Source organism: Mesorhizobium sp. WSM4935 (assembly GCF_029625735.1).
Taxonomy (GTDB): Bacteria; Pseudomonadota; Alphaproteobacteria; order Rhizobiales; family Rhizobiaceae; genus Mesorhizobium.
On record NZ_JARTVR010000007.1, the window covers coordinates 190,156 to 212,225 of the forward strand.

General features: G+C 65.2%; 22 protein-coding genes. 13 read left to right on the plus strand and 9 right to left on the minus strand.

Annotation, left to right across the window (positions count from 1 at the left end):
- Nucleotides 1-87: 87 nt before the first annotated feature.
- On the plus strand, nt 88-690 hold the full coding sequence (locus P9273_RS18435; RefSeq protein ID WP_278050179.1) for a sulfotransferase family protein: 603 nt from the start codon (nt 88-90) through the stop codon (nt 688-690).
- Nucleotides 691-812: 122 nt separating this feature from the next.
- On the opposite strand, the gene P9273_RS18440 is transcribed toward P9273_RS18435, so the two are convergent.
- Entirely contained in the window at nt 813-1,595 is a 783-nt protein-coding gene (locus P9273_RS18440) for a DUF2270 domain-containing protein (RefSeq protein WP_278050180.1), read from the minus strand.
- Between the two features lie 119 nt (nt 1,596-1,714).
- Nucleotides 1,715-1,921, minus strand: coding sequence for a hypothetical protein (locus tag P9273_RS18445; RefSeq protein ID WP_278050181.1), 207 nt, complete (start codon nt 1,919-1,921; stop codon nt 1,715-1,717).
- Between the two features lie 310 nt (nt 1,922-2,231).
- Here P9273_RS18445 and P9273_RS18450 point away from each other — a divergent pair, with 310 nt between their 5' ends.
- Nucleotides 2,232-4,463: a cation:proton antiporter domain-containing protein gene (locus P9273_RS18450; RefSeq protein ID WP_278050249.1), complete on the plus strand. Its 2,232-nt coding sequence runs from the start codon at nt 2,232-2,234 to the stop codon at nt 4,461-4,463.
- Between the two features lie 34 nt (nt 4,464-4,497).
- Here the strand turns inward: P9273_RS18450 and P9273_RS18455 are convergent, their stop codons facing one another.
- Nucleotides 4,498-5,706 (minus strand): MFS transporter, encoded by a 1,209-nt coding sequence (locus P9273_RS18455; RefSeq protein ID WP_278050182.1) that lies wholly within the window; start codon nt 5,704-5,706, stop codon nt 4,498-4,500.
- A gap of 274 nt (nt 5,707-5,980) precedes the next feature.
- On the opposite strand from P9273_RS18455, the gene P9273_RS18460 reads away from it, so the two are divergent.
- Nucleotides 5,981-6,400: a VOC family protein gene (locus P9273_RS18460; RefSeq protein ID WP_278050183.1), complete on the plus strand. Its 420-nt coding sequence runs from the start codon at nt 5,981-5,983 to the stop codon at nt 6,398-6,400.
- Here the strand turns inward: P9273_RS18460 and P9273_RS18465 are convergent.
- Nucleotides 6,390-6,998, minus strand: a complete 609-nt coding sequence (locus P9273_RS18465; protein ID WP_278050184.1) for a DUF922 domain-containing Zn-dependent protease — start codon at nt 6,996-6,998, stop codon at nt 6,390-6,392. The genes P9273_RS18460 and P9273_RS18465 overlap by 11 nt on opposite strands.
- Before the next feature lie 205 nt (nt 6,999-7,203).
- On the opposite strand from P9273_RS18465, the gene P9273_RS18470 reads away from it, so the two are divergent.
- The 4 genes from P9273_RS18470 to P9273_RS18485 all read left to right on the plus strand — a co-directional run bounded on the left by P9273_RS18470 (nt 7,204) and on the right by P9273_RS18485 (nt 9,784).
- Complete coding sequence (locus P9273_RS18470) at nt 7,204-7,425, plus strand: hypothetical protein (RefSeq protein ID WP_278050185.1); 222 nt, start codon at nt 7,204-7,206, stop codon at nt 7,423-7,425.
- A gap of 124 nt (nt 7,426-7,549) precedes the next feature.
- Complete coding sequence (locus P9273_RS18475) at nt 7,550-8,650, plus strand: flavin-containing monooxygenase (protein ID WP_278050186.1); 1,101 nt, start codon at nt 7,550-7,552, stop codon at nt 8,648-8,650.
- A gap of 160 nt (nt 8,651-8,810) precedes the next feature.
- Nucleotides 8,811-9,440 (plus strand): glutathione S-transferase family protein, encoded by a 630-nt coding sequence (locus tag P9273_RS18480; RefSeq protein ID WP_278050187.1) that lies wholly within the window; start codon nt 8,811-8,813, stop codon nt 9,438-9,440.
- Nucleotides 9,441-9,556: 116 nt separating this feature from the next.
- The gene (locus P9273_RS18485) at nt 9,557-9,784 is read left to right on the plus strand and encodes a hypothetical protein (protein ID WP_041001406.1); all 228 of its coding nucleotides are present in this window, start codon (nt 9,557-9,559) and stop codon (nt 9,782-9,784) included.
- 14 nt (nt 9,785-9,798) lie between these two features.
- Here P9273_RS18485 and P9273_RS18490 read toward each other — a convergent pair whose 3' ends face one another.
- The 3 genes from P9273_RS18490 to P9273_RS18500 form a co-directional block, all read right to left on the minus strand.
- Nucleotides 9,799-10,800: an aldo/keto reductase gene (locus P9273_RS18490; RefSeq protein ID WP_278050188.1), complete on the minus strand. Its 1,002-nt coding sequence runs from the start codon at nt 10,798-10,800 to the stop codon at nt 9,799-9,801.
- A 66-nt stretch (nt 10,801-10,866) separates the two neighbouring features.
- Nucleotides 10,867-12,150: a D-tagatose-bisphosphate aldolase, class II, non-catalytic subunit gene (locus P9273_RS18495; RefSeq protein ID WP_442920237.1), complete on the minus strand. Its 1,284-nt coding sequence runs from the start codon at nt 12,148-12,150 to the stop codon at nt 10,867-10,869.
- Complete coding sequence (locus P9273_RS18500) at nt 12,147-13,124, minus strand: tagatose kinase (RefSeq protein ID WP_278050189.1); 978 nt, start codon at nt 13,122-13,124, stop codon at nt 12,147-12,149. Before P9273_RS18500 ends, P9273_RS18495 begins: the two co-directional genes overlap by 4 nt.
- 280 nt (nt 13,125-13,404) lie before the next feature.
- Between P9273_RS18500 and P9273_RS18505 the strand changes: the two genes are divergently transcribed.
- The 6 genes from P9273_RS18505 (at nt 13,405) to P9273_RS18530 (ending at nt 19,910) form a co-directional block, all read left to right on the plus strand.
- The gene (locus P9273_RS18505) at nt 13,405-14,724 is read left to right on the plus strand and encodes an ABC transporter substrate-binding protein (RefSeq protein ID WP_442920238.1); all 1,320 of its coding nucleotides are present in this window, start codon (nt 13,405-13,407) and stop codon (nt 14,722-14,724) included.
- Between the two features lie 249 nt (nt 14,725-14,973).
- Nucleotides 14,974-15,744, plus strand: a complete 771-nt coding sequence (locus P9273_RS18510; protein ID WP_278050190.1) for an L-iditol 2-dehydrogenase — start codon at nt 14,974-14,976, stop codon at nt 15,742-15,744.
- Nucleotides 15,745-15,775: 31 nt separating this feature from the next.
- Complete coding sequence (locus P9273_RS18515; protein WP_278050191.1) at nt 15,776-16,786, plus strand: zinc-dependent alcohol dehydrogenase family protein; 1,011 nt, start codon at nt 15,776-15,778, stop codon at nt 16,784-16,786.
- Nucleotides 16,787-16,891: 105 nt separating this feature from the next.
- Nucleotides 16,892-17,902, plus strand: coding sequence for a LacI family DNA-binding transcriptional regulator (locus P9273_RS18520; protein WP_278050252.1), 1,011 nt, complete (start codon nt 16,892-16,894; stop codon nt 17,900-17,902).
- Nucleotides 17,903-18,025: 123 nt separating this feature from the next.
- Entirely contained in the window at nt 18,026-19,180 is a 1,155-nt protein-coding gene (locus tag P9273_RS18525; protein ID WP_278050192.1) for a hypothetical protein, read from the plus strand.
- The gene (locus P9273_RS18530) at nt 19,173-19,910 is read left to right on the plus strand and encodes an ABC transporter ATP-binding protein (protein WP_278050193.1); all 738 of its coding nucleotides are present in this window, start codon (nt 19,173-19,175) and stop codon (nt 19,908-19,910) included. Before P9273_RS18525 ends, P9273_RS18530 begins: the two co-directional genes overlap by 8 nt.
- A 64-nt stretch (nt 19,911-19,974) precedes the next feature.
- On the opposite strand, the gene P9273_RS18535 is transcribed toward P9273_RS18530, so the two are convergent.
- Nucleotides 19,975-20,472: a GNAT family N-acetyltransferase gene (locus P9273_RS18535; protein ID WP_278050194.1), complete on the minus strand. Its 498-nt coding sequence runs from the start codon at nt 20,470-20,472 to the stop codon at nt 19,975-19,977.
- Nucleotides 20,473-20,622: 150 nt separating this feature from the next.
- Complete coding sequence (locus tag P9273_RS18540; protein WP_278050195.1) at nt 20,623-21,831, minus strand: FAD-dependent oxidoreductase; 1,209 nt, start codon at nt 21,829-21,831, stop codon at nt 20,623-20,625.
- Between the last annotated feature and the right edge of the window lie 239 nt (nt 21,832-22,070).

The window sequence follows — 22,070 nt, forward strand, 5'->3', positions numbered from 1 at the left end:
GTCGCCGCCCGCCGGGGAGGGGTCAACCCGAACTTGGGCCGCGACAGTCGTTTCATTAACAGCTAACATTCGTGCAGGAGGATGGCGATGTCGCTGATGGTGATTGGAACCGGTTTCGGCCGGACCGGTACGGATTCGATGCGCGAGGCACTGACCATGCTCGGCTTCGGTCCTTGCCATCATATGTCGGAAGTGATGGCTCATGCGGAGCAGAAGCGGTTGTGGCGCGCACTGGCCGGGGGCGAGGCGCCCGACTGGGACCAGCTCTTTGCCGGATACAAATCCTGCGTTGACTGGCCGTCGGCGCACTATTGGCGGGAGCTGATCAAGGTTTATCCGCAGGCGCGCGTCATTCTCACCTGGCGTTCGCCCGAAAGCTGGTGGGAGAGGTTCGAAAAGACCATCCTGCCAGCGATCGCTGGCAGCACGGACCAGGAGTCGCTGGGCATCGCGCTTGTTGCCAAGCAGGTCTTCGGCGGCCGTCCGCAGGATCGCGCCCATGCGATCGCCGTGTACCGCGACAATGTCGAAGCGGTGCTGAGCACCGTGCCGACGGAGCGACTGCTGGTTCACAAGCTCGGCGACGGCTGGGCACCGCTCTGTGCCCATCTGGGCGTCCCCGTCCCGGACGAACCCTATCCGAGCCGCAACTCGACCCGGGAGTTTCGGACGGCGCTGTCGCTTCAGTGAAGGGAGTAGGGCAGTAGGGGAATAGGGGAATAGGGGAATAGGGGATGGAAGTCGCGGCGTTCGCGCAATCTGATTTTCTTACTCCCTTACTCCCTTACTGCCCTACTCCCCTCCTTACTCCCTCACACATGCACGTTGCCGAAGGACAGTTCCCCGTCATCGGCGTGGATCAGGAAGGCGGCGGCAAGCAGCGCGAGATAGCAGGCGGCCACGCTGCTTACCACGATGACGCCGGGGATAGGCCCCAGCGTCGCCACCCGGAACGTATCGATGAGCGAGGCGCCGAAGCCGATGGGCGAGCCTTCGCGCGACAGACTCGGCGTGGTGATCTTGAGGATCCAGGCAAGCAGCAGGATCGTGTACATGAAGATGTAGTTGCGGCGCAGACGGCGGATCAGCGCCGCACGCTGCGAGATCAGGAAGCGTGGCGAGCGCAGCCCTTCGCCGAGGATGGCAAGCCAGTTGGAAGCGTAATCCGGCTGCGGCGAAAAGATCTGCGCGAAATAATAGCGTTCGAACTGCCGCACGCGGGCGCGGTAGACGTCGAAAAAACGGTAGCGTCGCGCTTCGATCCATAACAACAGCGTGATCAGCAGCATGGCGAACAAAAGCACGCCGTGATGCGCGCTGGGCGTCGAAAGCGATACCGACAGCATCGCCGCCACCACGGTGATCGCCCAGTTGCTGGTGCGGTCGAGACGGTCGCGCCACCCGGCCATGCGCGCGATCTCGGCGCGGTGGAAATGCGACAGCGTCGTGGTGAATTCGGAGGAGCTCAGCTTCAGCGCCAGCGTATCGGATGCTCTTGGCGGTGCGGCTTTCTCGGTGGATTTCGCCGGTGCAGCCGCTTCTGTCGACTTCACCACAGCCGCGCCAGTGGAATTTGCGGCCTTCGTCCGGGACATCCTGCCATGCGCCTCCCGCCGCCATGGCCGGTCGTCCTCGTCTTAACATCGACCGGCCACACCCCGGTTGTCATAACGCGCGGCCGGCCAGAATGTTCCCGCCTTTTCAGACGGATAAGTCAGGATGCAAGTGGGGGAAGATCGCCATTCGCGCGTCGCGGAAAGGGCAGCACGTCGGCTATCGGCCTGGCATGCTGGGCCGCCGCCACAGCCTCGATCACAAGGTCGAGCGCCGCAATCGCCGCGCGGCTCGTTTCGTCGTCGCCACGCAGATAGTGGCACGCCCGGTCGAGGTGCAGGTGGGCGGCGGCAAAGTCGCTTTTCATTAGCTTCTCCTTATTGCCCCGCCTTAGCGGCCAAGATCGTCGAGTCGCTTTACCGGGAAGCAAAGATCGGCAGTGGCATTTGATTAGAATTGTAGGGAGCGTTTCCTCGCCCCGCAAAGTGGGGGGAGGTCTCCGCGAACCGGGCGGAGAGAGGCGAGGAAAACGGCTGGCAGGCACCCGTGCAACCGATCCTCTGGCCAGACCGTTGTGCCGATGCAAGGAATGAGGGGTGCATAATTTGTCCAACATGCTCAATCGGCGGCGGTCGCTGTGGGTCTGGGTCGCGCTTGGTTCCGCGGCGCTCACACTGATGCCCGCTGTCGCCTTCGCCGCCGAGAAGACCGGCGTGTCGTCGGAGGGCATTTTCGTCGCCGAGCTGGTCTTGCTTCTGGTCGTCGGCCGCGGCATCGGCGAAATCCTGGAGGCGCTTGGACAGCCGGCGGTGATGGGGCAGTTGATCGGCGGCATCCTGCTCGGACCCTCGCTGCTCGGCTGGATCTGGCCGGCGGCCGAGCGGCTGATCTTTGCCGGCGACCCCTCGCAGAAATCGATGATCAACGCCATCGCCCAGCTCGGCGTCTTGATGCTGCTGTTGCTCACCGGCATGGAGACGGATCTGCGGCTTGTTCGCCGTGTCGGCCGCGCCTGCTTTTCCATCTCGGCCACGGGCGTCGCGCTTCCATTCGCGCTCGGCTTCATAGCCGCGCAGTTCATGCCCGACACGCTGCTGGCCGCCGGCAGCGAGCGCATCGTCGCCGGGCTGTTCCTCGGCACCGCGCTCTCCATTTCGTCGGTCAAGATCGTCGCCATGGTGGTGCGCGACATGAACTTCATGCGCCGCGACCTCGGCCAGGTCATCGTCTCCTCGGCGATCATCGAGGACACCATCGGCTGGGTGATCATCGCCATCACCATCGGCATCGCCACCAATGGGCGCATCGAGCTCGGCAGCCTGGCCTTCACCATCGCCGGCGTCGCCCTCTTCATGGCGTTTTCCTTCACGCTCGGACGCCGCATCGTTTTCGACGCCATCCGCTGGACCAACGACACGTTCCGCTCCGAATATGCGGTGGTCACCGTCATCCTCGCCATTATGGGCGTGATGGCCCTGATCACCGACCTGATCGGCGTACACACCGTGCTTGGCGCCTTCGTCGCCGGCATATTGGTCGGCGAGTCGCCGATCCTGTCGCGCCACATCGAAGGACAGTTGCGGGGCATCATCACAGCTCTGTTCATGCCGGTGTTCTTCGGCGTCGCCGGGCTGTCGGCCGATCTCACCGTGCTGGTCGACCCGCAGCTTGCAATGCTTACGGCTGCCCTGGTGGTGATCGCCTCGATCGGCAAGTTCGGCGGCGCCTTCGTTGGCGCCGAGGTCGCCGGCATGAGCCGCGCCGAGGGCATCGCGGTCGGCTGCGGCATGAATGCGCGAGGATCGACGGAGGTCATCGTCGCTTCGATCGGCTTGTCGATGGGCGTGCTCTCGCACAACCTCTTCACCATGATCGTCACCATGGCCGTCATCACCACCTTGGCCATGCCGCCGACATTGCGCTGGGCGCTGCGGCGGCTGCCGATCGGCGAGCGGGAAAAGAAGCGGCTGGAGCGCGAGGAGATCGACCAGCGGGGCTTCGTCGCCAATCTGGAGCGGCTGCTGGTAGTGGTCGACGAGGGTGTGGTCGGCCGCTTCGCCGCCTATCTCGCCGGCGTCATCGGCGCCGGCAAGCCGACGACGGTGCTGCATTCCAGCGGCGAGATCGATGCCGAGCCGACGGAAGGCCTGCATCTGGAAGAAATGGAGAAAGGTGCGGAGGACAGCCGCGAGGCGGCTAAGAAATCCGACGAGACGCCGGTGCGCGAAGCGCCGGTCACGCGCCGCCAACACGAAGTGCTTTCCGCCGAGGCGGTCGCGAAGGAGGCGCGCAAGGGCTACGGCATGCTGCTCGTCGGCCTCGGCCGCGCGGTCACCTCCAAGGGTGCTTTCTCGCATCGGATGAACGAGGTGACGGGCTCCTTCGACGGTCCGCTCTGTCTTGTCCTGAAGCCGGCGACGGCAGGCCGCCAGATCCCGCAGCTCGGCCCGGATTCAGGCAAGATACTGGTGCCTGTCAACGGCACGGCGGTTGCCCGCCGCGGCGCCGAGCTGGCCCTGGCCATCGCCGCCGTCACCGGCGCGCCGGTCAAGATGCTCTATGTCGCGCGCGCCGGCCGCGAGGAACCGCGCGACATCGTCTCGCATCGCCGCAGGGAGGCCGTGCTGAAGGATATCGTCGCGCTCGCCGACCGCTATGGCGTCGAGATCGAGACGGCGATCCGCTCGAGGGCCGCCGCCGCCGATGCCATCGCTCGCCAGGCCGGCCGAAACGTGGCGCTGATCGTCATGGGCGTGGCGCGGCGCCAGGGCGAAGAACTGATCTTCGGCGAGACGACGACGGGCGTCCTGCGCCGCAGCCCATGCCCGGTTGTGCTGATCTCTGACGAACGGGTGAAACGCGACGAGAGCGACCGCGAGGCCGTGCGCACGGGCACAGGCACCGGGTGAGCGGCTGATCTCCCAGGGGGAGATCAGCAGTTTTTCACGCCATCTGCAGCTTCTGCCGGCTTGGCTGCGGCGGGAAGGCGATGGCGATGCCGGCCGCGCCCAGTCCGATCAGCGCCGAGCCGATGAACAGCCAATGATAGCTGGCGGTGGCGTCGTAGATCATGCCCCCGGCGAGCGGCCCGAGCGACATGCCGAGGCTTGAAAGCATCGTGGCCGCGCCAAGGACGGTGCCGATGATGCGCAGGCCGAAATATTCGCGCGCCAGCACGGCGTAAAGCGGCATGACGCCGCCATAGGTGGCGCCGAAGATGACGGCTAGAAGGTAGAACTGCTCGAGCTGGCCGACGGTGAGGTAGGCGGCGATCACCAGTCCCTGGATGGCGAGGCCGGCGACCAGAACCGGCTTGACGCCCAGCCGGTCGCCGAGCACGCCATAAAGAACACGCCCGCCAAGGCCGGCCAAGCCCTCGACGCTGTAGATCGATACGGCTGCCATCGGAGCGACGCCGCAGGACATGGCGTAGCTCACCATGTGGAAGATCGGGCCTGAATGCGCCGCACAGCAGGCAAAGAAGGTGAGGCCCAGCACGATGAATTGCGGCGAGCGCAATGCCTGGCCGACGCTCATGCCGGGATCGTCGGTGACGGGCGCCGGCGCGCCGTCCCTTGCCGCGACCGCCGCCGCCGGCTGGCGCACCAGCAGCACGGCGGGCAGCAGCAGCACCCCGGCCATCACGCCAATGTCGAACATGGCGGTGCGCCAGTCATAGGCGGTGATCAGCCAACGGGCGAAAGGCGAGATCGTCATCGGCGCGACGCCCATGCCGGCCGAGACCAGCGAGACGGCGAGGCTTCGGTTGGTGTCGAACCATGCGGTGGTGAGCGCGATCATCGGCGCGAAGAAGGCGCTGGCAGCAAGGCCGACGATGACTCCGTAGCTCAGCTGGAAGACGATGAGCGAGGTGGCGCGGCTCGCCACCACCAGCGACAGGCCGAGCAACACGGCACCGGCAAGCACGACCGGCCGCGCGCCGACGCGGTCATAGATTGCCCCCCAGGCGAAACCGCCGAGGCCCATCACCAGGAAGTTCAAGGTCATGGCGCTGGAAATGCCGGTACGCGACCAATTGGTGTCGAGCGACATCGGCTCCAGGAAGATCGCCAGCGAAAACATGGCGCCGAGCGCCACGCAGGTCATCAGCGCGCCGGCCGCGACGATGACCCAACGATAGGAATGGTTCATGGTTCTGCTCCCATGCCGTAAGGCATCCTGTTTGATGCGGCACGGTTTTTCCAGTCCACCGGCCGTTTGCGTCCGAAGGACGCTGGGGCGGGAACCGATCCTACAAATCCGGTTGCATTTTTTATCCGGATTTTTTGAGAGCAGCGATCGTCGATCGCCTGAGGCGGACGCTATTGCGCCAGCGTCTCCAGTTGTCAGCAGCCTGCGAGCCCCACATTGACCGGGCTGGGGAGCCTTCTAGATTGAGCCGCAACATTCAGGAGGAGCGCCATACATGGAACTCTATCGCGGCAGGCTCATCGACCACATCCAGCTCGTGGTGCGCGACCTTCAGGCCAGCCGGCGTTTCTACGGCGCCTTGTTCGGGGTGCTGGGCATCCCGATCGGCGGCGAGGCGCAGGATTATTTCTGGGCCGACGAATTGTTCATCTCCAGCGCCGACAGCCGCGCCGCGCTCGGCGTGCTCACCGGCCGCCACCATCTCGCCTTCCAGGCGAAGGACCGCGCCATGGTCGACGCCTTCTACCACGCCGGCCTCGCCGCCGGTGGCAAGGACAATGGCGCGCCGGGCGAGCGCCGCTATCACCCGGGCTACTACGCTTGCTTCCTGCTCGACCCCGACGGCAACAATATCGAGGCGGTGTTCCACGGCGAGGCCAAGCGAAGCGCCGCGGCGGTGGAGATCAGTTTTTAGGCGGAGCGTCCAAAAACGCCGCGATCAGCTTCAGCATGTTGCCGTCCCGGCCGAACTCTATCCTGTCGAAGTCGTGGCTGCCCTGGCGCTGCGCCTTGGAGAGTTGGTCGAGATAGGCCGTCAGCTCCGCCCTGACCTTCTTGCAGCCGGGGTCGTTTTCGGCGGTGAGACCCGTGCTGAAGGCGACGATCTTGTCCACCATGTCGACGATGCCGGCGCCGTGCACCTTCTCATGCGCGATCAGCCCGGCGGCGAAGACATCCCAGCGCGCCTGCAAAGCGGGCGGAAGTTTTCCCGCCGGCTTGGGCAGCGTGTAGGTGATGATGAGCCTCGGCCGCGCTGATTTCAGCACGCAGGCATTGCCTTGCGGCTGGTAGTCGCGCTGCCAGGTCAGCTTGAAGAAAGTGTGCGCGATAACACGCCGCGCCTTGCCGGCCGAATCCTTGCCGATCACCGGTCCCTTCTCGCCGATCGACAGATAGAGTTGCTCCGCGCTTTCGCCTGAGACGGCATAGGTCTCGATCTTCTCGATGGGCTCCCAGTCGGCAAGCGCCGGAGATGAAATTGACAGAGCGGCAAGCAGGATGGCGAACTTCATGATGCCCTGTGGGATTGCAAGCGAGACGTGCGGTTCTATCTTCCCCCTTGCGGGCGAGAAAGCGATTTCAACTGCTTGGCGAAGCTAAGTGTTAGAGATCGCAAGAGGGGATTTCCACGCACCGGCTTTTCCAACCGCGCCGGAACCCGCTCCACCCGCCGCTCGTTTCTCTGGGCAATCATCCCGACCCGTGGGGGAGGACAAGATGACCCGCAACGAGATCATTTCCGTGCTTGGACCGGTCGACGAGGCCGTCATCGCCGACATCGCGCTCACCGGCGCCAGCGTCGAGGAACTGCGCGAGGCCTTGGCCTGGATCGGCGCCGACGAGGCGCTGGTCAATGAAGGCCGCGCGATGCCCGGCGCCCGCGTGGCGAAGCTGATCGAGATCCTCGATCCCCCCGAGGACGAGCCCGCGATGGAGTAGGCCGGCGCTTTGTCTTTCCGCAACGGAGGAGAGAAGCCGGCGCCGCCCTCTAGGTGCTTCTCCCTACTTGTCGCCCGCCCACCTCCCGTCATAGCTTTTGCCGCGTGGGCGGGAGGAGAGGTCTTTGGATACCAATGTCGTCATTGTCGGCGCCGGCCCTGCCGGGCTCGCGGTCGCAGCCTGCCTGAAACAGGCGGGGCAGGATTTTATCATCCTTGAAAAGGCCGATGAGGTTGCGCCCTCCTGGCGCCGGCATTACCGGCGGCTGCATCTGCATACGGTGAAATCCTTCTCGTCGCTGCCCTTCGTGCCGTTTCCGAAAAGCCATCCGCGCTATGTGCCGCGCGAGAAGGTCGTGGCCTACCTCGATGCCTATGCCGAGCGTTTCAGCCTCGAGCCGCGCTTCGGCGTAACGGTGAAATCCATCCGCCGCGAAGGCGATCGGCTGCTGGTCCAGACCGATGCCGGGCTCTTCAATGCCCGCAAAATTGTCGTCGCCACCGGCAACAATGCCCAACCGGTCATGCCGGGCTTCCCGGGCGTCGAAGCTTTCAGGGGCCAGGTGCTGCACAGCGCCGCCTACACGGAGGCAGCACCCTATATCGGCAAAAACGTGCTGGTCGTCGGCATGGGCAACACGGGCGCGGAGATTGCGCTCGATCTTGCCGAGAGCGGCGCCCGCCCGACCATCTCGGTGCGCAAGGGTGTCCACATTGTGCCGCGCCAGTTGTTCGGCGTACCGATCCAGATGGTGGGCATCGCCAGCCGGCCTATGCCGCAGGCGTTGAACGACTGGATGTTTCCCAAGATCCTCGACCTGGCGCTAGGCCGGCTGGAGAAATACGGCATCGTGCGGCCGAAACAGGGCATCCTGCAAGGGATCGAGGCCGGCCGCATTCCGGTGATCGACGTCGGCACGGTGGCGGCGATCAAGCAGGGCCGGATCGGCATCGGCCCGGATATCGCAAACTTCACCGGGGACGGCGTGAAATTCGCCGACGGGGTGGAGAAGAAATTCGATGCGGCGATTTTCGCCACCGGCTACCGTCCCGACTACGGCGCCTTCCTGCCGGCGGAGCTTAGCCCGGATAAAAGCGGGGTGAACGCTCGCGCGACGGAGCTCGGCGTCTATCTCGTCGGCTTCTACAATCCGGTCACCGGCCTGCTGCGCGAGATCGGCATCGAGGCGCAGGCGGTGGCGAAGGATATTGCGGCGCGGGCGTAGCAATTGCACGAGCTGCAATCGCGTTCTGGCGAATGACGGCGGGACAGAGGAAGGTGCCTAGCGCTGACCGCCCGCTTGCTTGATGCCTCGAATGCCTGAATCGGGTGGCGCATCTCGGCACCGGATGCGAAGCCATTGCTGACCAAAGGAGGGATGCGCCATGCTCACGCTCTACGATTATCTCCCGTCGCAAAATGCCTGGAAAATTCGCGTCCTGCTCGGCTTGCTCGGCATCGCCTACGAAACCCGCATCGTCTCGATCTTCGAGGGCGAGAGCCGCACCGAGGCTTTCCTGAAGCTCAATCCGGCCGGCGCGGTCCCGGTGCTTGCCGTCGAGAATGGCCAGGCGATAGCCGAGTCGAACGCGATCCTTGTGCTTGTCGCGGAAGGAACGCCCTATCTGCCTGCGGACCGGCTTGCTCGGGCCAAGGTGATGCAGTGGCTGTTTTTCGAGCAGTATTATGTCGAGCCGGTCATCGGTTCGCTGCGCTTCTGGACGCTGACCGGCCGTCTGGAGCGCAACCAGGCCCTGGTTGCCGGCAAGCGCGACGCGGGCGTGCGGGCACTTGGCGCGCTGGAGCGCAGCCTTCAGGACGCGCCTTTCCTGGTCGGCGATACGCTCACCATCGCCGACATCGCGGTATACGCCTACGGTCACCGGGCCGAGGATTGCGGTTTCTCGCTTGCCGACTATCCGGCGGTAGAAGCCTGGGTGGAGAGGGTCGGCGAGGCGATCGGGCCGGACTATCCGGTGCATCCTTACAGCATCGATCTGCACTCGCACGCTTGAGCCGCCGGAACACAGCGGCGGACAGGGCGTTCTCCAAATAGCAGTGTGTCGGGCGTCGCCTCGATCGGCGCCCGCCGTTTTGCGTTGCCTTCCACTCAAAGGCATGGAGGTCCGCAATGGTTCGCACCGTCACCGTCGCAATCCTCGCCACCGGCATGATGAGCATGCCTGCCATGGCGGCCGAGCAATACTGGGTCGCCCGGGACGCGGTATCGAAGCAGTGCGAGATCGTGCCCAAGAAGCCCGACGGCACGCTTGTCGTCGACCTTGGGAAGAAGAAATACGCCAGCGAGGGAGAGGCCAGGAAAGCGATGGAGGCGATGGCGGATTGCAAGAAGAAGTAGGCGCTGGATAACGCCTACCGGTCCACCAACGACATCGTCCGTTCGTTGTAGCGCGGCCCCGACACCTTGTCGGGCGTCAGCGCCATGTCGAGCCCCAGCATCTCGGTGGCGTCCAGCGTGACGTCGGCCGCCGCGACATTCTCCTCCAGATAGGCCCGGCGTTTGGTGCCGGGGATCGGCACGATGTCGATGCCGAAATCCGGGCCCTTGGCGAGCAGCCAGGCGATCGCGATCTGGCCGGGCTTGACACCCTTGGCGTCGGCAATGTCGCGCACCGCGGCCGCTGCCGCGACATTCAGGTCGAAATTCTCGCCCTGGTAGCGCGGGTCGCCGCGCCGGAAATCGCCCTCCGGATAGTCTTCCGCGCGCTTGACGTCGCCGGCGAGGAAGCCGCGGCCGAGCGGCGCGAACGGGACCAGACCGATGCCGAGCTCCTTCAGCGCCGGGATGATCTCTGGCTCGAGGTTGCGTTCCCACAGCGAATATTCGCTCTGCAGCGCCGAAACGGGATGCGCGGAATGCGCGCGACGAATGTTGGCAATGCCCGCTTCCGACAGGCCGAAGAAGCGCACCTTGCCCTCGGCCACCAGTTCGCCGACCGTGCCCGCGACGTCCTCCATCGGCACGGCGGGATCGACCCGGTGCTGATAGAGCAGATCGATGCGGTCGGTGCCGAGCCGCGAGAGCGAGGCGTCGACCACCTCGCGTATATGCTCGGGCCGGCTGTCGAGGCCGGCCTGCTTGCCGTCGACAATGCGGAAGCCGAATTTCGTCGCGATCGTCACCTCGTCGCGCCGGCCTTTCAGCGCGCGCCCAAGCAACTCCTCGTTGGCGAAGGGCCCGTAGACCTCGGCCGTGTCGAGAAAGGTGCAGCCGAGTTCGATCGCCCGGTGGATCGTCGCGATCGACTCCGCCTCATCGGCCGGACCATAAGCCTGGCTCATGCCCATGCAGCCGAGGCCGATGGCAGAGACTTCGAGCCCCTGGCTGCCGAGTTTCCGTTTGCCGAGGCTCATGCTCTTTTCTCCAGCCGAATTTTAAATCCGGCTAAATTATAGGGCTGGGGGAGGAAGCGTCCAGCGTCAGGCCTGGCGGCAGGCGGCGTCGTAATCGGCAAGCACCAGGTCGACGGCCGCGAGCAGGATCGCCTCGGGATCGCCGGCGGCGCCGACCTTCGCTGGCAGCGTCGGCAGGAACTGCCCCATCAGCGTCTCGGGAATCGCGACGCCGCTCAGCGCTTCGCGCAGGCGCGCGACCGCGACGCTTGCCGCGGGGTTGCTCCAATAATAGCGGATGCGGTCGCTGTAGCTGTAATGCCGCTGCAGATAGAGGCGCCTGTCGTTACCATGGTAGTGGCTGCGCCAGTTGCCCGGCGCGGACAGCATCAGCGTTTCCATCGCCTTGGCAAGCGAGCGCTCACCATAGCCGCAGACCATTTCGGAGGCGACGAGATCCAGCCCGTAAAGCGCCTCGCGCAGTGCGAAGGTCAAGCCGGGCCCCACTTTGAGGATCGGGAAACCATTGGCGACCAGCGCCGTCAGCGCCGAACGGCTCTGGTAATCTGTCGAATGCGCTTCGTAGACGAGAGCGGTTTCAAGGTCGAGGAGGGCGGTCAGCGGAGCGGATGCCTCTGGCCTGTAGGCGACGACATTTTCGCTGCCGAATTCGACGCCCGGCTGCACGACCACGGCGATGACACGGCCGAATGCTTCCTCCAGCCCCTCACGGGAAAAGATCTCGCGATGGATGTCGATGGTGCGGCGCGCGGCGGTCGCCTCCGTCGGCTTCAGGTCGCTGATGGCATGATCGGCGCCGCCCGGCACCGGCACCTCGGTGCCGATGATGTAGAGCGGCGCAGCACCGCCACGCGAGCGCGCCGCCTTTTCCGCCGCCTTGGCAAGCCGCGCGGCGCGCGTCGCGATGGTCTCGTCGTCGAGCGCCGCTGGTTCGCCTGCACAGCCCATCGAGGCATCGAGATGGATCTTGCTGAAACCGGCCCAGACATAGGCCGTAACCATCGCTTCGGCCTTGCTCATCGCCTGCGCCGCCGGCTCGGCCTTCCAGGGGTTCGGCCCCAGATGGTCGCCGCCGAAGATGACGCGCGAGGCGGAGAGTCCTTCGCGGCCTGCGATCTCCTGCACGAAGGCGACGAACAGATCGGGCGTCATGCCGGTATAGCCGCCGAACTGGTTGACCTGATTGCAGGTGGCCTCGATCAGGAGCATGGCGTCCTTGTCGGCGACGGCGCGCCGGATCGCTGCCTGGATCACCAGCGGATGCGCCGAGCAGACCGAGGTGATGCCGTAGGGCCTGCCGTTGCGGCGGGCAGTCGCCAGGCCTTGAAGCGGGTTGGCCGTCATCGTCATTTGGCCCGGTCCGTCCCGGCTATGAACCGATCGAGCGCGTCGAAGCCGGCCAGCCCTTCCATCGGCCCGAGCCGCGTCACGTTGAGCGCGCCGGCGGCATTGGCGTAAAGCAGCGCCTTGCCGGGCTCGATACCTTTGCGGCGGCAGGTGAGATAGGTTGCGCCGAAACAGTCCCCGGCGCCGGTCGGGTCGATCTCCTCGACCAGGAAGCCGGCGCAGTCGGTGCGGCTGCCATCGGCGCCGAAGCGGGTAGAGCCTGCAGCGCCGCGCTTCAGCACGATCTCACCGACACCGCGCGCAATCAGCGCTGCCACCGCCTGCCGCTCGTCCGCGACGCCGCCCGCCGCGAGCAGTTCGTCGCCGGAGGGCAAGAGCAGGTCGGCGTCGTCGACCAGCGCGGAAAACTGCGCGCCGTCTGCGCCGTCGATCAATTCCTTGCGCACATTCGGATCGAAGGAGGTCGAGCCGCCGCGGGCGCGCACGGCCTTCGCGGCATAGGCGACGATCTCCTTCAGCCCGGCGATCGACAGGGCCGAGCCCATGACGTGAAGGTGACCGGCGCCGTCGGCCAGCCGCCGCGCTTCTTCCGTCAGGCCAATGCGCCCGGCGGCGGATTCGGCGATGTTATAGACGAAGTCGCGGCCGCCGTCGGGTCTGTAACGCACGAAGGCGCTTCCCGTCGGATAGCGCTCGCTGATCGACACGGCCGAGACGTCGACACCGTCGCGCCGCAGCCGTTCCAGGTTGATGGTGCCGAAATCATCGCGGCCGACGCAGGCGATGATGCCGGCGCCGCCACCGAGTTTCGCCACCTGGTCGATGAAGATGGCTGGCGCGCCGCTGGGGTAGGGGCCGGTCAGCGCCAGCGGCTCGAGGAAGCCTTGGCCGCGCTCGCTCGCCATGATCTCGACCAGGATTTCGCCGGCGACGATGGTGGGCCCGGTCGCTTCGGCGGCAATCTCCCCTCGGCTCATCGATGCAATTCCTTCTCCCCAGCCGGACCGGCGCCAGCGGTCCACGATTGCGCCGGACTCGATCGAGGTAAAACGTGGCAGCGATGATGTCAATAAAAACTATACGCGTGTTCACTTTCGTGTCACGTGAGGTGCATTGCTCATCTGAACGAGAAGCCCCGTCGTATAGGGACTTCTTGCGAAAGCTAGGATCACGGGGCTTGACTATATGATCCTGTAGCGCGATAGAATATGAACGCATGTTCAGTTTTGCATGCGCATTCGTAAAGGAGGAGACGGAATGCCAATGCGTAGGCTTATGGGAACTCTCGCCGCGGCTACTGCGGCCTCGGCGCTGATGGCAGGCGCTGCCCTGTCGGAGGAAATCACGGTCGCCACGGTCAACAACGGCGACATGATCATCATGCAGAAACTGGCGCCGGAGTGGGAAAAGGCGACCGGCAACAAGATCAACTGGGTGGTGCTCGAAGAGAACGTGCTGCGCGAGCGCGTCACCACCGATATCGCCACCAAGGGCGGCCAGTTTGACGTGATGACCATCGGCGGCTACGAGACGCCGATCTGGGGCAAGGCCGGCTGGCTGACGCCGCTCAATGATCTCGGCGCCGATTACGACTATGACGATCTCATCGCGCCGGTGCGCAGTGGTTTGACCGTCGACGGCAATCTCTATGCGGTGCCGTTCTATGCCGAGAGCTCTTTCACGCTCTACCGCAAGGACCTGTTCGACGCCGCCGGCCTCAAGATGCCCGAGCAGCCGACCTACGACCAAATCACTGAATTCGCCAATAAGCTCACTGACAAGTCGAAGGAACAGTATGGGCTGTGCCTGCGCGGCAAGCCGGGCTGGGGCGAGAACATGGCTTATATCGGCACGCTGGTGAACACCTTCGGCGGCCGCTGGTTCGACATGGATTGGAAGCCGCAGCTCAATTCCGAAGCGTGGAAGAAGGCGATCGGCTGGTATGTCGACACGATGAAGAAGGATGGCCCTCCGGGCATCAGCTCCAACGGCTTCAACGAGAACCAGACGCTGTTTGCCTCGGGTCATTGCGCGATGTGGATCGACGCCACGTCCGCCGCCGGCCGGGTCTATGATCCGAAGCAGAGCAAGGTCGCCGACAAGGTCGCCTTCGCCAAGGCCCCGGTCGCGGTCACGCCAAACGGTTCGGCCTGGGGCTGGGCCTGGAGCCTGGCCATCCCGACCTCGACCAAGAAGGCGGACACGGCGAAATCCTTCGTCAAATGGGCGACTTCGAAGGCCTATGTCCAGCGCGTCGGCGAGACCGAGGGCTGGGTTGCGGCACCGCCGGGAACGCGCAAATCCACCTATGCCAGCGCGGATTACCAGAAGGCGGCGCCCTTTGCCGCAACCGTGCTTGCCGCGATTGAATCCGCCGATCCGACCAAGCAGACCAAGGATCCGGTGCCCTATACGGGCATCCAGTTCGTCGCCATACCCGAGTTCCAGGGCATCGGCACGCAGGTAGGCCAGGCGATCGCGGCGGCCGTCACCGGCGAGCAGTCGGTGGACGACGCGCTGAACGAGGCCCAGGCTTCCGTCGAGAAGACGATGGAGGAGGCGGGCTACATCAAATAGGCGCAGCCGCTCAAGCCGGGAAGCGGAACGTGCGCCGCCTCCGGCCATCCGGCCCGCCGCGGAACTCCCCTGCGGCTGGCCGGAGGATGCGCGGATCCGCCTGGGCAATTCGAGGAGAAGCGCGTGGCGTTTCTTTGTTCGGAATTGCCTGAACAAAGGTGGATCCGTGCCTTCCTCGATAGCGGATCAGACAAACTGCCCCCCGCGCCCGGCAAACATTTTCGAAACGCGGAAGAATTGGGAACTGCAATGAAGCTGAAGGACAAAATCGCCCTGATCACCGGCGGCGCGCGCGGTATCGGCCTCGGCTTCGCGCAGGCCTTTGCGCGTGAAGGCGCCAAAGTGGTGATCGCCGACATCGACATCGAACGCGCAACGCGGGCGGCCAGGGAAATCGGTCCGGCGGCAAGCGCAAGGAAGCTCGACGTCACGGACCTTGCCGCGATCGAAAATGTCGTCGCCGAAATCGACCGCGAATTCGGCGGCATCGACATTCTCGTCAACAATGCGGCCATCTTCGACATGGCGCCGATCACCGACATCACCGAACAAAGCTATGAGCGCGTCTTCGGCATCAATCTCAAGGGCCCGCTCTTCGTGATGAAGGCGGTGGCCAACGTCATGATCGCGCGTGGCCGTGGCGGCAAGATCATCAACATGGCGAGCCAGGCCGGCCGCCGCGGCGAGGCACTGGTGACGCTCTACTGCGCCTCCAAGGCGGCGATCATCTCGGCCACGCAGTCGGCCGCGCTTGCGCTGGTCAAGCACGGCATCAATGTCAACGCGATTGCGCCTGGCGTCGTCGACGGCGAGCATTGGGACGCGGTCGATGCGCATTTCGCCAAATGGGAAGGCTTGAAGCCGGGCGAGAAGAAGGCGGCGGTGGCGAAGTCGGTGCCGATCGGCCGTTTCGCGCGGCCCGAAGACATTGCCGGACTCGCCGTTTTTCTCGCCTCGTCCGACAGCGACTACATCCTGGCCCAGACCTACAATGTCGACGGCGGCAACTGGATGAGCTGAGGGCAATCATCTGGTTTCGAGGGAGATGACAATGAAGGCCATCCGATTTGCCGCGGCCGGCGATGCCTGCATGGCGGAGCTCGAAATGCCCGCAATCAGGCCCGGCCACGCTCTGCTGCGGGTGCACGCGGCAGGGCTCTGCCACACCGATATCGACGTGCTGCATGGTCGTTATGGGTCGGGCGCGTTTCCGCTGGTGCCCGGCCATGAATATGCCGGCACGGTCGAGGCCGTCGCCGAGGACGTGACGGCGGTGAAGCCTGGCGACCGCGTCGCCGTCGATCCCAACATCCCCTGCGGCCACTGCCCGTCCTGCGCCAAGGGTCTCACCAATCTCTGCGCCACGCTGAAGGCCTATGGCGTGACGGAGAATGGCGGCTTTGCCGAATACAGCCTTGTTGCCGTCGATCATCTCCACCCCATCGGCCATCTCGCTTTCGAGACGGCGGCGCTCGCCGAGCCGCTCGCCTGCGTGCTCAACGGCCTCGGCGCGGCCGGGGTAGGGACCGGCGGTCACGTGCCCGGCAACGCGCTCGTCTTCGGCGCGGGGCCGATCGGGCTTCTAATGGCCTTGTCGCTCAAGGCGAGAGGCGTGACGAAAGTGGCGGTGGCCGATATAAGTGAGCCGCGTCTCGCCTTCGCCGCCTCGCTCGGGCTGGAGCCGCTGGTGTCCGGCTCGCAAGACCTTGCGGCGCGGGCGAGAGGTTTCGACTTCGTCGCCGACGCCACCGGTATCGCCAAGGTCGTCGAAGGCATAATCGGCCTCACCGCCGAGGGCGGCACGGCGCTGGTCTTCGGCGTCTGCGCGCCCGATGCCAGGATTGCGGTCGCCCCGTTCGAGATCTTCCGCCGCCAGATAAGGCTGGCCGGCTCGCATTCGCTGAACCGCAACATTCCGCAGGCGCTGGAGATCTTAAGCCGCGACGACGGCACCATGGCAAAGCTGGTCAGCCACCGCCTGCCGCTCGGCGAAGTGCTGCCTTTCTTCGCCAAGAGCGGCAATCCGGCGATGATGAAGGTCCAGTTCTCAGCCGAGGCTTGAACGGGAGAGCACGATTGCTTGCCTTTGCGTCGCGGAGTGACTCAAATAGACAGTCGTGACGGCGGTACCGACAGGGGCAGAAGGATGGCAAAGACGATCAGGACGATGGAGGATTTTTCCGCCTTTGTCGGCCTGTCCCGCACCACGGTCTCGAAATACTTCAACGATCCCGCTTCGGTGCGGCAGAACACGCGCAGCACCATCGAGGCGGCGCTGAAGAAGTCCGACTTCCGCCCCAGCATGTTCGCGGTCAATCTGAACCGCCGCCGCTCCAACATCCTCGGCGTCATCATCCCCAATTCGACCGATCCGTTCTACATGGCGCTGACGCGACGCATAGAGACGATCGCCAACGAGGCCGGCTTCCTCGCCTTCGTGCTGTCTTCCGACGGCCGCGCCGAGATGGAGGACCAGGCGATCCAGACGTTCCGCTCGATGAATATCGCTGGCGCCATCATCGCGCCGCTCGGCGTGCGCTCGCACCACCGCGTGCTTGCCGAGCTCGGCGCTTCGATCCCGCTGATCTATGTCGATTCCCCGCTCGACGAGACCTCGTCCTTCGTCGGCACCGACAACCGGCAGAGCTTCCGGCTGATCGTCGACTATCTCTGCCGTTCCGGCGAGCCGCCCTGTTACTTCGCCATGCCGCTGGTCAACAACAACGCTTCCGCCCGGCAGCAGGCCTATGTCGAGGCCATGCATGGGTTCAAGATGACGCCCTCGATCGTAGCGGTCGAGGATGTCGGGTCCTGGGACTTCGAGAAATTCGGCCATGACGAGGCACTGCGCATCCTGAAAGGGCAGGGCTTCCCCACAAGGACCGTGCTTTGCGCCAACGACCGCATCGCCTTCGGCGTCATCAGCGCCGCCTATGAGCTCGGCCTGAAGGTGGGGCATGGGGCCGACTGCGATCTGCGCGTCGCCGGCCATGACGACCATCCTTTGTCGCGCTATGCCTGTCCGCCGATCACCACCGTGGCACAGAACTACAACGAGATCGGCCGCCTGGCGATCGAGCTCCTGCTGCGGCGACTGGACGAGAATGCACCGGCGGCCAAGCGCGACAACGCGCGCGTCCTGCTCAACGCCGAACTGATGCTGCGCCGTTCGGCTTGAGGGCGCTCGCTGCGCAAATCTGGACGGATGATCTCCTTTCTGGCTTGCGTCAGAACGGTTGTCGCCTAACTCACGGCACAATTGCCATGACTAATTTGGTGTCGGAACCATGATGACGGATCGATGCGGCACGACAGGCTTGTCCTGATATTGCTCTGGCGTGAGCTGGTCGCCGGCTTGCGCGCGATGCGGCGCCGCGACCTCGCCTGGATTGCGCTCGGCGGCGGCGGCCTTCTGGCCTATGCGATCGCCGATGTCATCGTCGCGCTGCATGCCGCGGCGCCGAAACTGCGGAACGACCAGCTTCTGTGGATGCTTGGGCTGCCATTGGTCTTGGCGGTGCTCGGAGCGCTCGCCGGAAACGCGGTCTCGGGGCTCTGCCTTCGACGCGCCTTCGCGCCCTTCCTCAAGGCGCTGCCGCTCGCTGCTGGACGGCGCCGCCGACTGGCCGGCGAGGCGACCCTCGTGCTTGCCGGACCGCTTGTGCTGCTGGTTGCTCTTTCGGTCGGCTTCGCCTGCGCCGTCATTGGAAAGCCGCTGGCGCCGACCTGGGGCTTGAGCGCGGCGATCTTGTTTGCCCTCGGCTTCGGCACAGCAGCCCTATGGCGCCTGCGGCGGCGGCCACGCCTTCTCCTTGATGAGGCGGCAAGGGAGGTGGCTCCGGTCGGAAAGCCCTGGCTGCGCTGCCTCGACCGCGCGCGGCCGCGCTGGTTAACCAGCTGGGCCTGGAAGCTGCCGGCCGGTCATGTGCGGCCTTCATGGAAGCTGACCGCCGCCGGCTTGCTCCTTGCGCTTGGCGCCATCCTCGGCGCTTGGGCCAGCCTGGCCGGCCGCTCGGCCGCGCCGGCGGCGGTCGCTGGCCTGGCGGGCGGCATTCTTGTTTTCATGCTCAGCCTGCGCTGCCAGCCGCTCGGCTCGCCGGTGCTGCGCACGGCGCCCATCGGCTTTGTTCGCGTATGGCTGCGGCTGGTGCGATTGCCGCTGCAGCTGTCGCTCGCCTTCTTCCTGCTGCCGGCCGGCGCGGCACTCGCGGCAGAGCCGTCGGCCTGGTCGGTGCCGGTCGCGAGCGGGCTCTGGCTGCTGGTGCTGAACGGCGCCTATGCGGTGTTCGGCGCCTATTTCCTCAACGCGCCCTTCGTCGCCATGCTGAGCTTTGCCGGCGCGCTTGCCTATGCCAGCTATGAGACGCTGGAATATGGCCGCACCGTCCTCATTGGTCTGGCAGCGCTCGTGTTCTTCTTGTGGCATCGAACCCGACAAAGGTATCGCAATGGCTGAAGTCCTCAGCATCGAAGAGCTCAGCGCCGGCTATCGCGGACGCATTGTCGTTCGCGGCATCGATCTTTCGCTCCGCCGGGGCGACATCCTCGGCCTGCTCGGCGCCAACGGTTCGGGCAAGTCGACGCTGATCAGGGCGATCACCGGCCAAATCCCCTTGATCGGCGGCAGCGTGGCGATAGACGGAATCGACCTCGCCGCCGCGCCGGAGCGCGCCAAGGCCGGCTTCGGCCTCGCCATCGAGCCGCACGAACTGCCGGCGTCGCTTTCGGGACGCCAGTATATCGAGCTCGTCGCCTCGATCCGTGGCTGCGCGCCGGACGAGCTGCCGAGCGGCGATCTCCTGGAGCGGCTCGAGCTCGGGCGCTGGATCGACCGCCCGATCGCCGAATATTCGCTTGGCACGCGAGCCAAGGCCGCGATCGTCGCAGCGCTTCTCGGCCGGCCGCCGCTTCTGATCTTCGACGAGACGTTGAACGGCCTCGATCCGGTCGCCGCCTGGGAGGTGAAGCGCGTCATCACCGCGCTCTGCGCAAGCGGGCGGCACGCCGCCATCATCTCGACCCATGTGGTGGAGGCCGTCCCGGTGCTCTGCAACCGCGCGGTGCTGATGGCCGAGGGGAGCCTGAGCCGGAGCTGGGATGCGGCCCAATTGGCCGAAGCAGGCCGGACGGCTGGGGCGTTTGAGGAAAGCGTCATGCAGGCGTTGCGCATTCGCGCCGCCGCCTGATCTAGAGCAATTCCAGGAAAGGTGTGAGCGGTTTTCCGCCTGGAGTTGCGGCAAAAACAAAGCCCTATGCCATCGGCAGCAGGCGGCGCATGATCAGCGAGGCGTGGCCGCCGACGCCATGGGCCGCTTCCCGACGTTCGACCACCTCGAAGCCGTGCTTGCGATAGAAGGCGATCGCGCGGTCGTTGCCCTCGATCACCTCCAGCGCGATGCTCGGAACGCCGGCATGGGCGGCAAGCACCGCATGCAGAAGGTCGACCGCGAGGCCGCTGCCGAAAGCCTGCGGCTCGATATGCAGCCGCTCCAGCATCACGTCGCCTTTCTCGTCCATCGCCGCCATGGCATAGCCGGCGATCGAGCCGTCGGCGCGTTCGGCGACAAAGGACATCTTGTCCTCGTCGTCGAGCTCGGCCGCGAGCCGTTCCGGCGCGTGCCTTTCGTCGGAGAGCCTGGCCACCGTCTCGTCGCCCATGATCGGTGCATAGGTCCGCCGCCAGGATTGGCCGAGCAGCCGTGACACGTCGGCAAGGTCGTTCCTCGTCATCGCCCGGATGCGGGTCATGGTCGTCACCCTCGTTGGAATCTCGAAAATAGGGCGACGCGACCGATATAGCCAATCTCGGCGCTCGCAGACCTGGGTCCTCGCCCGCCAGAGGCGGGGAGAGAGGTGGCTGCGAAGCGGCCGGAGAGGGGGACTTCGCAGGGCGTTTCCTCAGGCGGCGCTCGGCGTCGGCAGCTCTTTGCGGCGGCTTATCTTGCGGCCGAGGATCATCAGCTGGCGGGCGGTGTTGTTGCGCAAGCGGCGCAGCCGCCATTCGAGTCCCGTCTCGGTGGTGATGCGCTTGGCGTAGATGCTGGAACGCATGCCGGCTGTGTCGGTCGCGACCTTCACCGGGTCGTCGTAGAAGGCGCAGATCTTTTCGGCGCCCATGCCTGGCGTCGAGAGCCAGGCGGGAATATAGGTCGAAACAAGTCGGTCGACATCGGTTACCACGCGGTTGATGCCGACGCCGGGCGTCGGGCATGTCGTCCAGAACGCATCGCCGATGGCCACGACGCCGGCGCGGCGATGCGCCCTGGTCGTCGTCAGGCTGACCTGTCTCACCTCGACCGGGCCGGCGACGGCGAAATTTCCGCATTGCGCGGCCACCTCCGGCATGACCTCGCAAAGCACGGCTTGCGGATTTTCGCGGAACGCTCGCGTCCACTCTTCCGCCACGGTGCGGTAGAGGAAGAGGTTTGCCCGCATGCGGTTGCAGATCGGGAAGACGCTGAGATAAGCAATCCGATGCGCCGGGTTCCTGGCGTAGCAGATGATCGCCGGATAGGGGGATTCCCGCGGCGTGATCGCAAGGTCGAACCCGATCGACATCGAATGCGCCTTCGATTCCTCGACGCGCTCCATGCCGATGGCGCGCCGCACAGCCTCGCTGTAACCGGTCGCCACCACCAGCAGGCGAGCTTCTATCACGGCGCCGCCGGCAAGAACCAGGCGCTGCCGGTCCGGCCCGGTCGAGACCTCGGCAACCTTGCCCACGGTCAGCGGAACTTGGGCCGGCAGGGCTTGCCTCATCCCATTGACCAGCGCGCCGTAGGAGAAGCCGAATTCCCATTTCCGTTCGCGCTCGAAAAGCTGGCCGAGGCGGAACACATGGGTGCCGGTCACCGGCGTGACCAAAGGCCTGACAGCAGGCCCGAGGCCAAGCTTCTCGAATGCCTGCATCTCATGCATGCCGATCTTCTCTGCGCGAAACTCCTCGTGATGGACCAGATGCGGATCAATCAGCGCCACCTTGCGGCCGGCCTTCCCCAGCACCGTGGCCAGGCTCGTGCCCGCCAGCCCGGCGCCAACGATCGCCACGTCGACTTCGGCCGGACCAGCCTGGAAAGCAGGTGTTTCGTGGCCCTGCGCGGTGTTCATCTTTGTGCTCCATAGCTTACGCTATGAATATCCCGGGTGGTAGGAACAATCTCAAGCAACCCAGGCGCGAGCCGGGTAGCAATGAAAAATTAGGTTAATCCGCTTGTGAGAGCCGCCACTCGATAGCCCGCTGCCGAGCCGATAGAGGCGGCAGCGGGCCATTGATGCGACGGGAGTGCTGTCCCGCCGAGCAGGAGACACTGCTCAAGGCGATCTAAACCGGCTTCGCCGGGAATCAC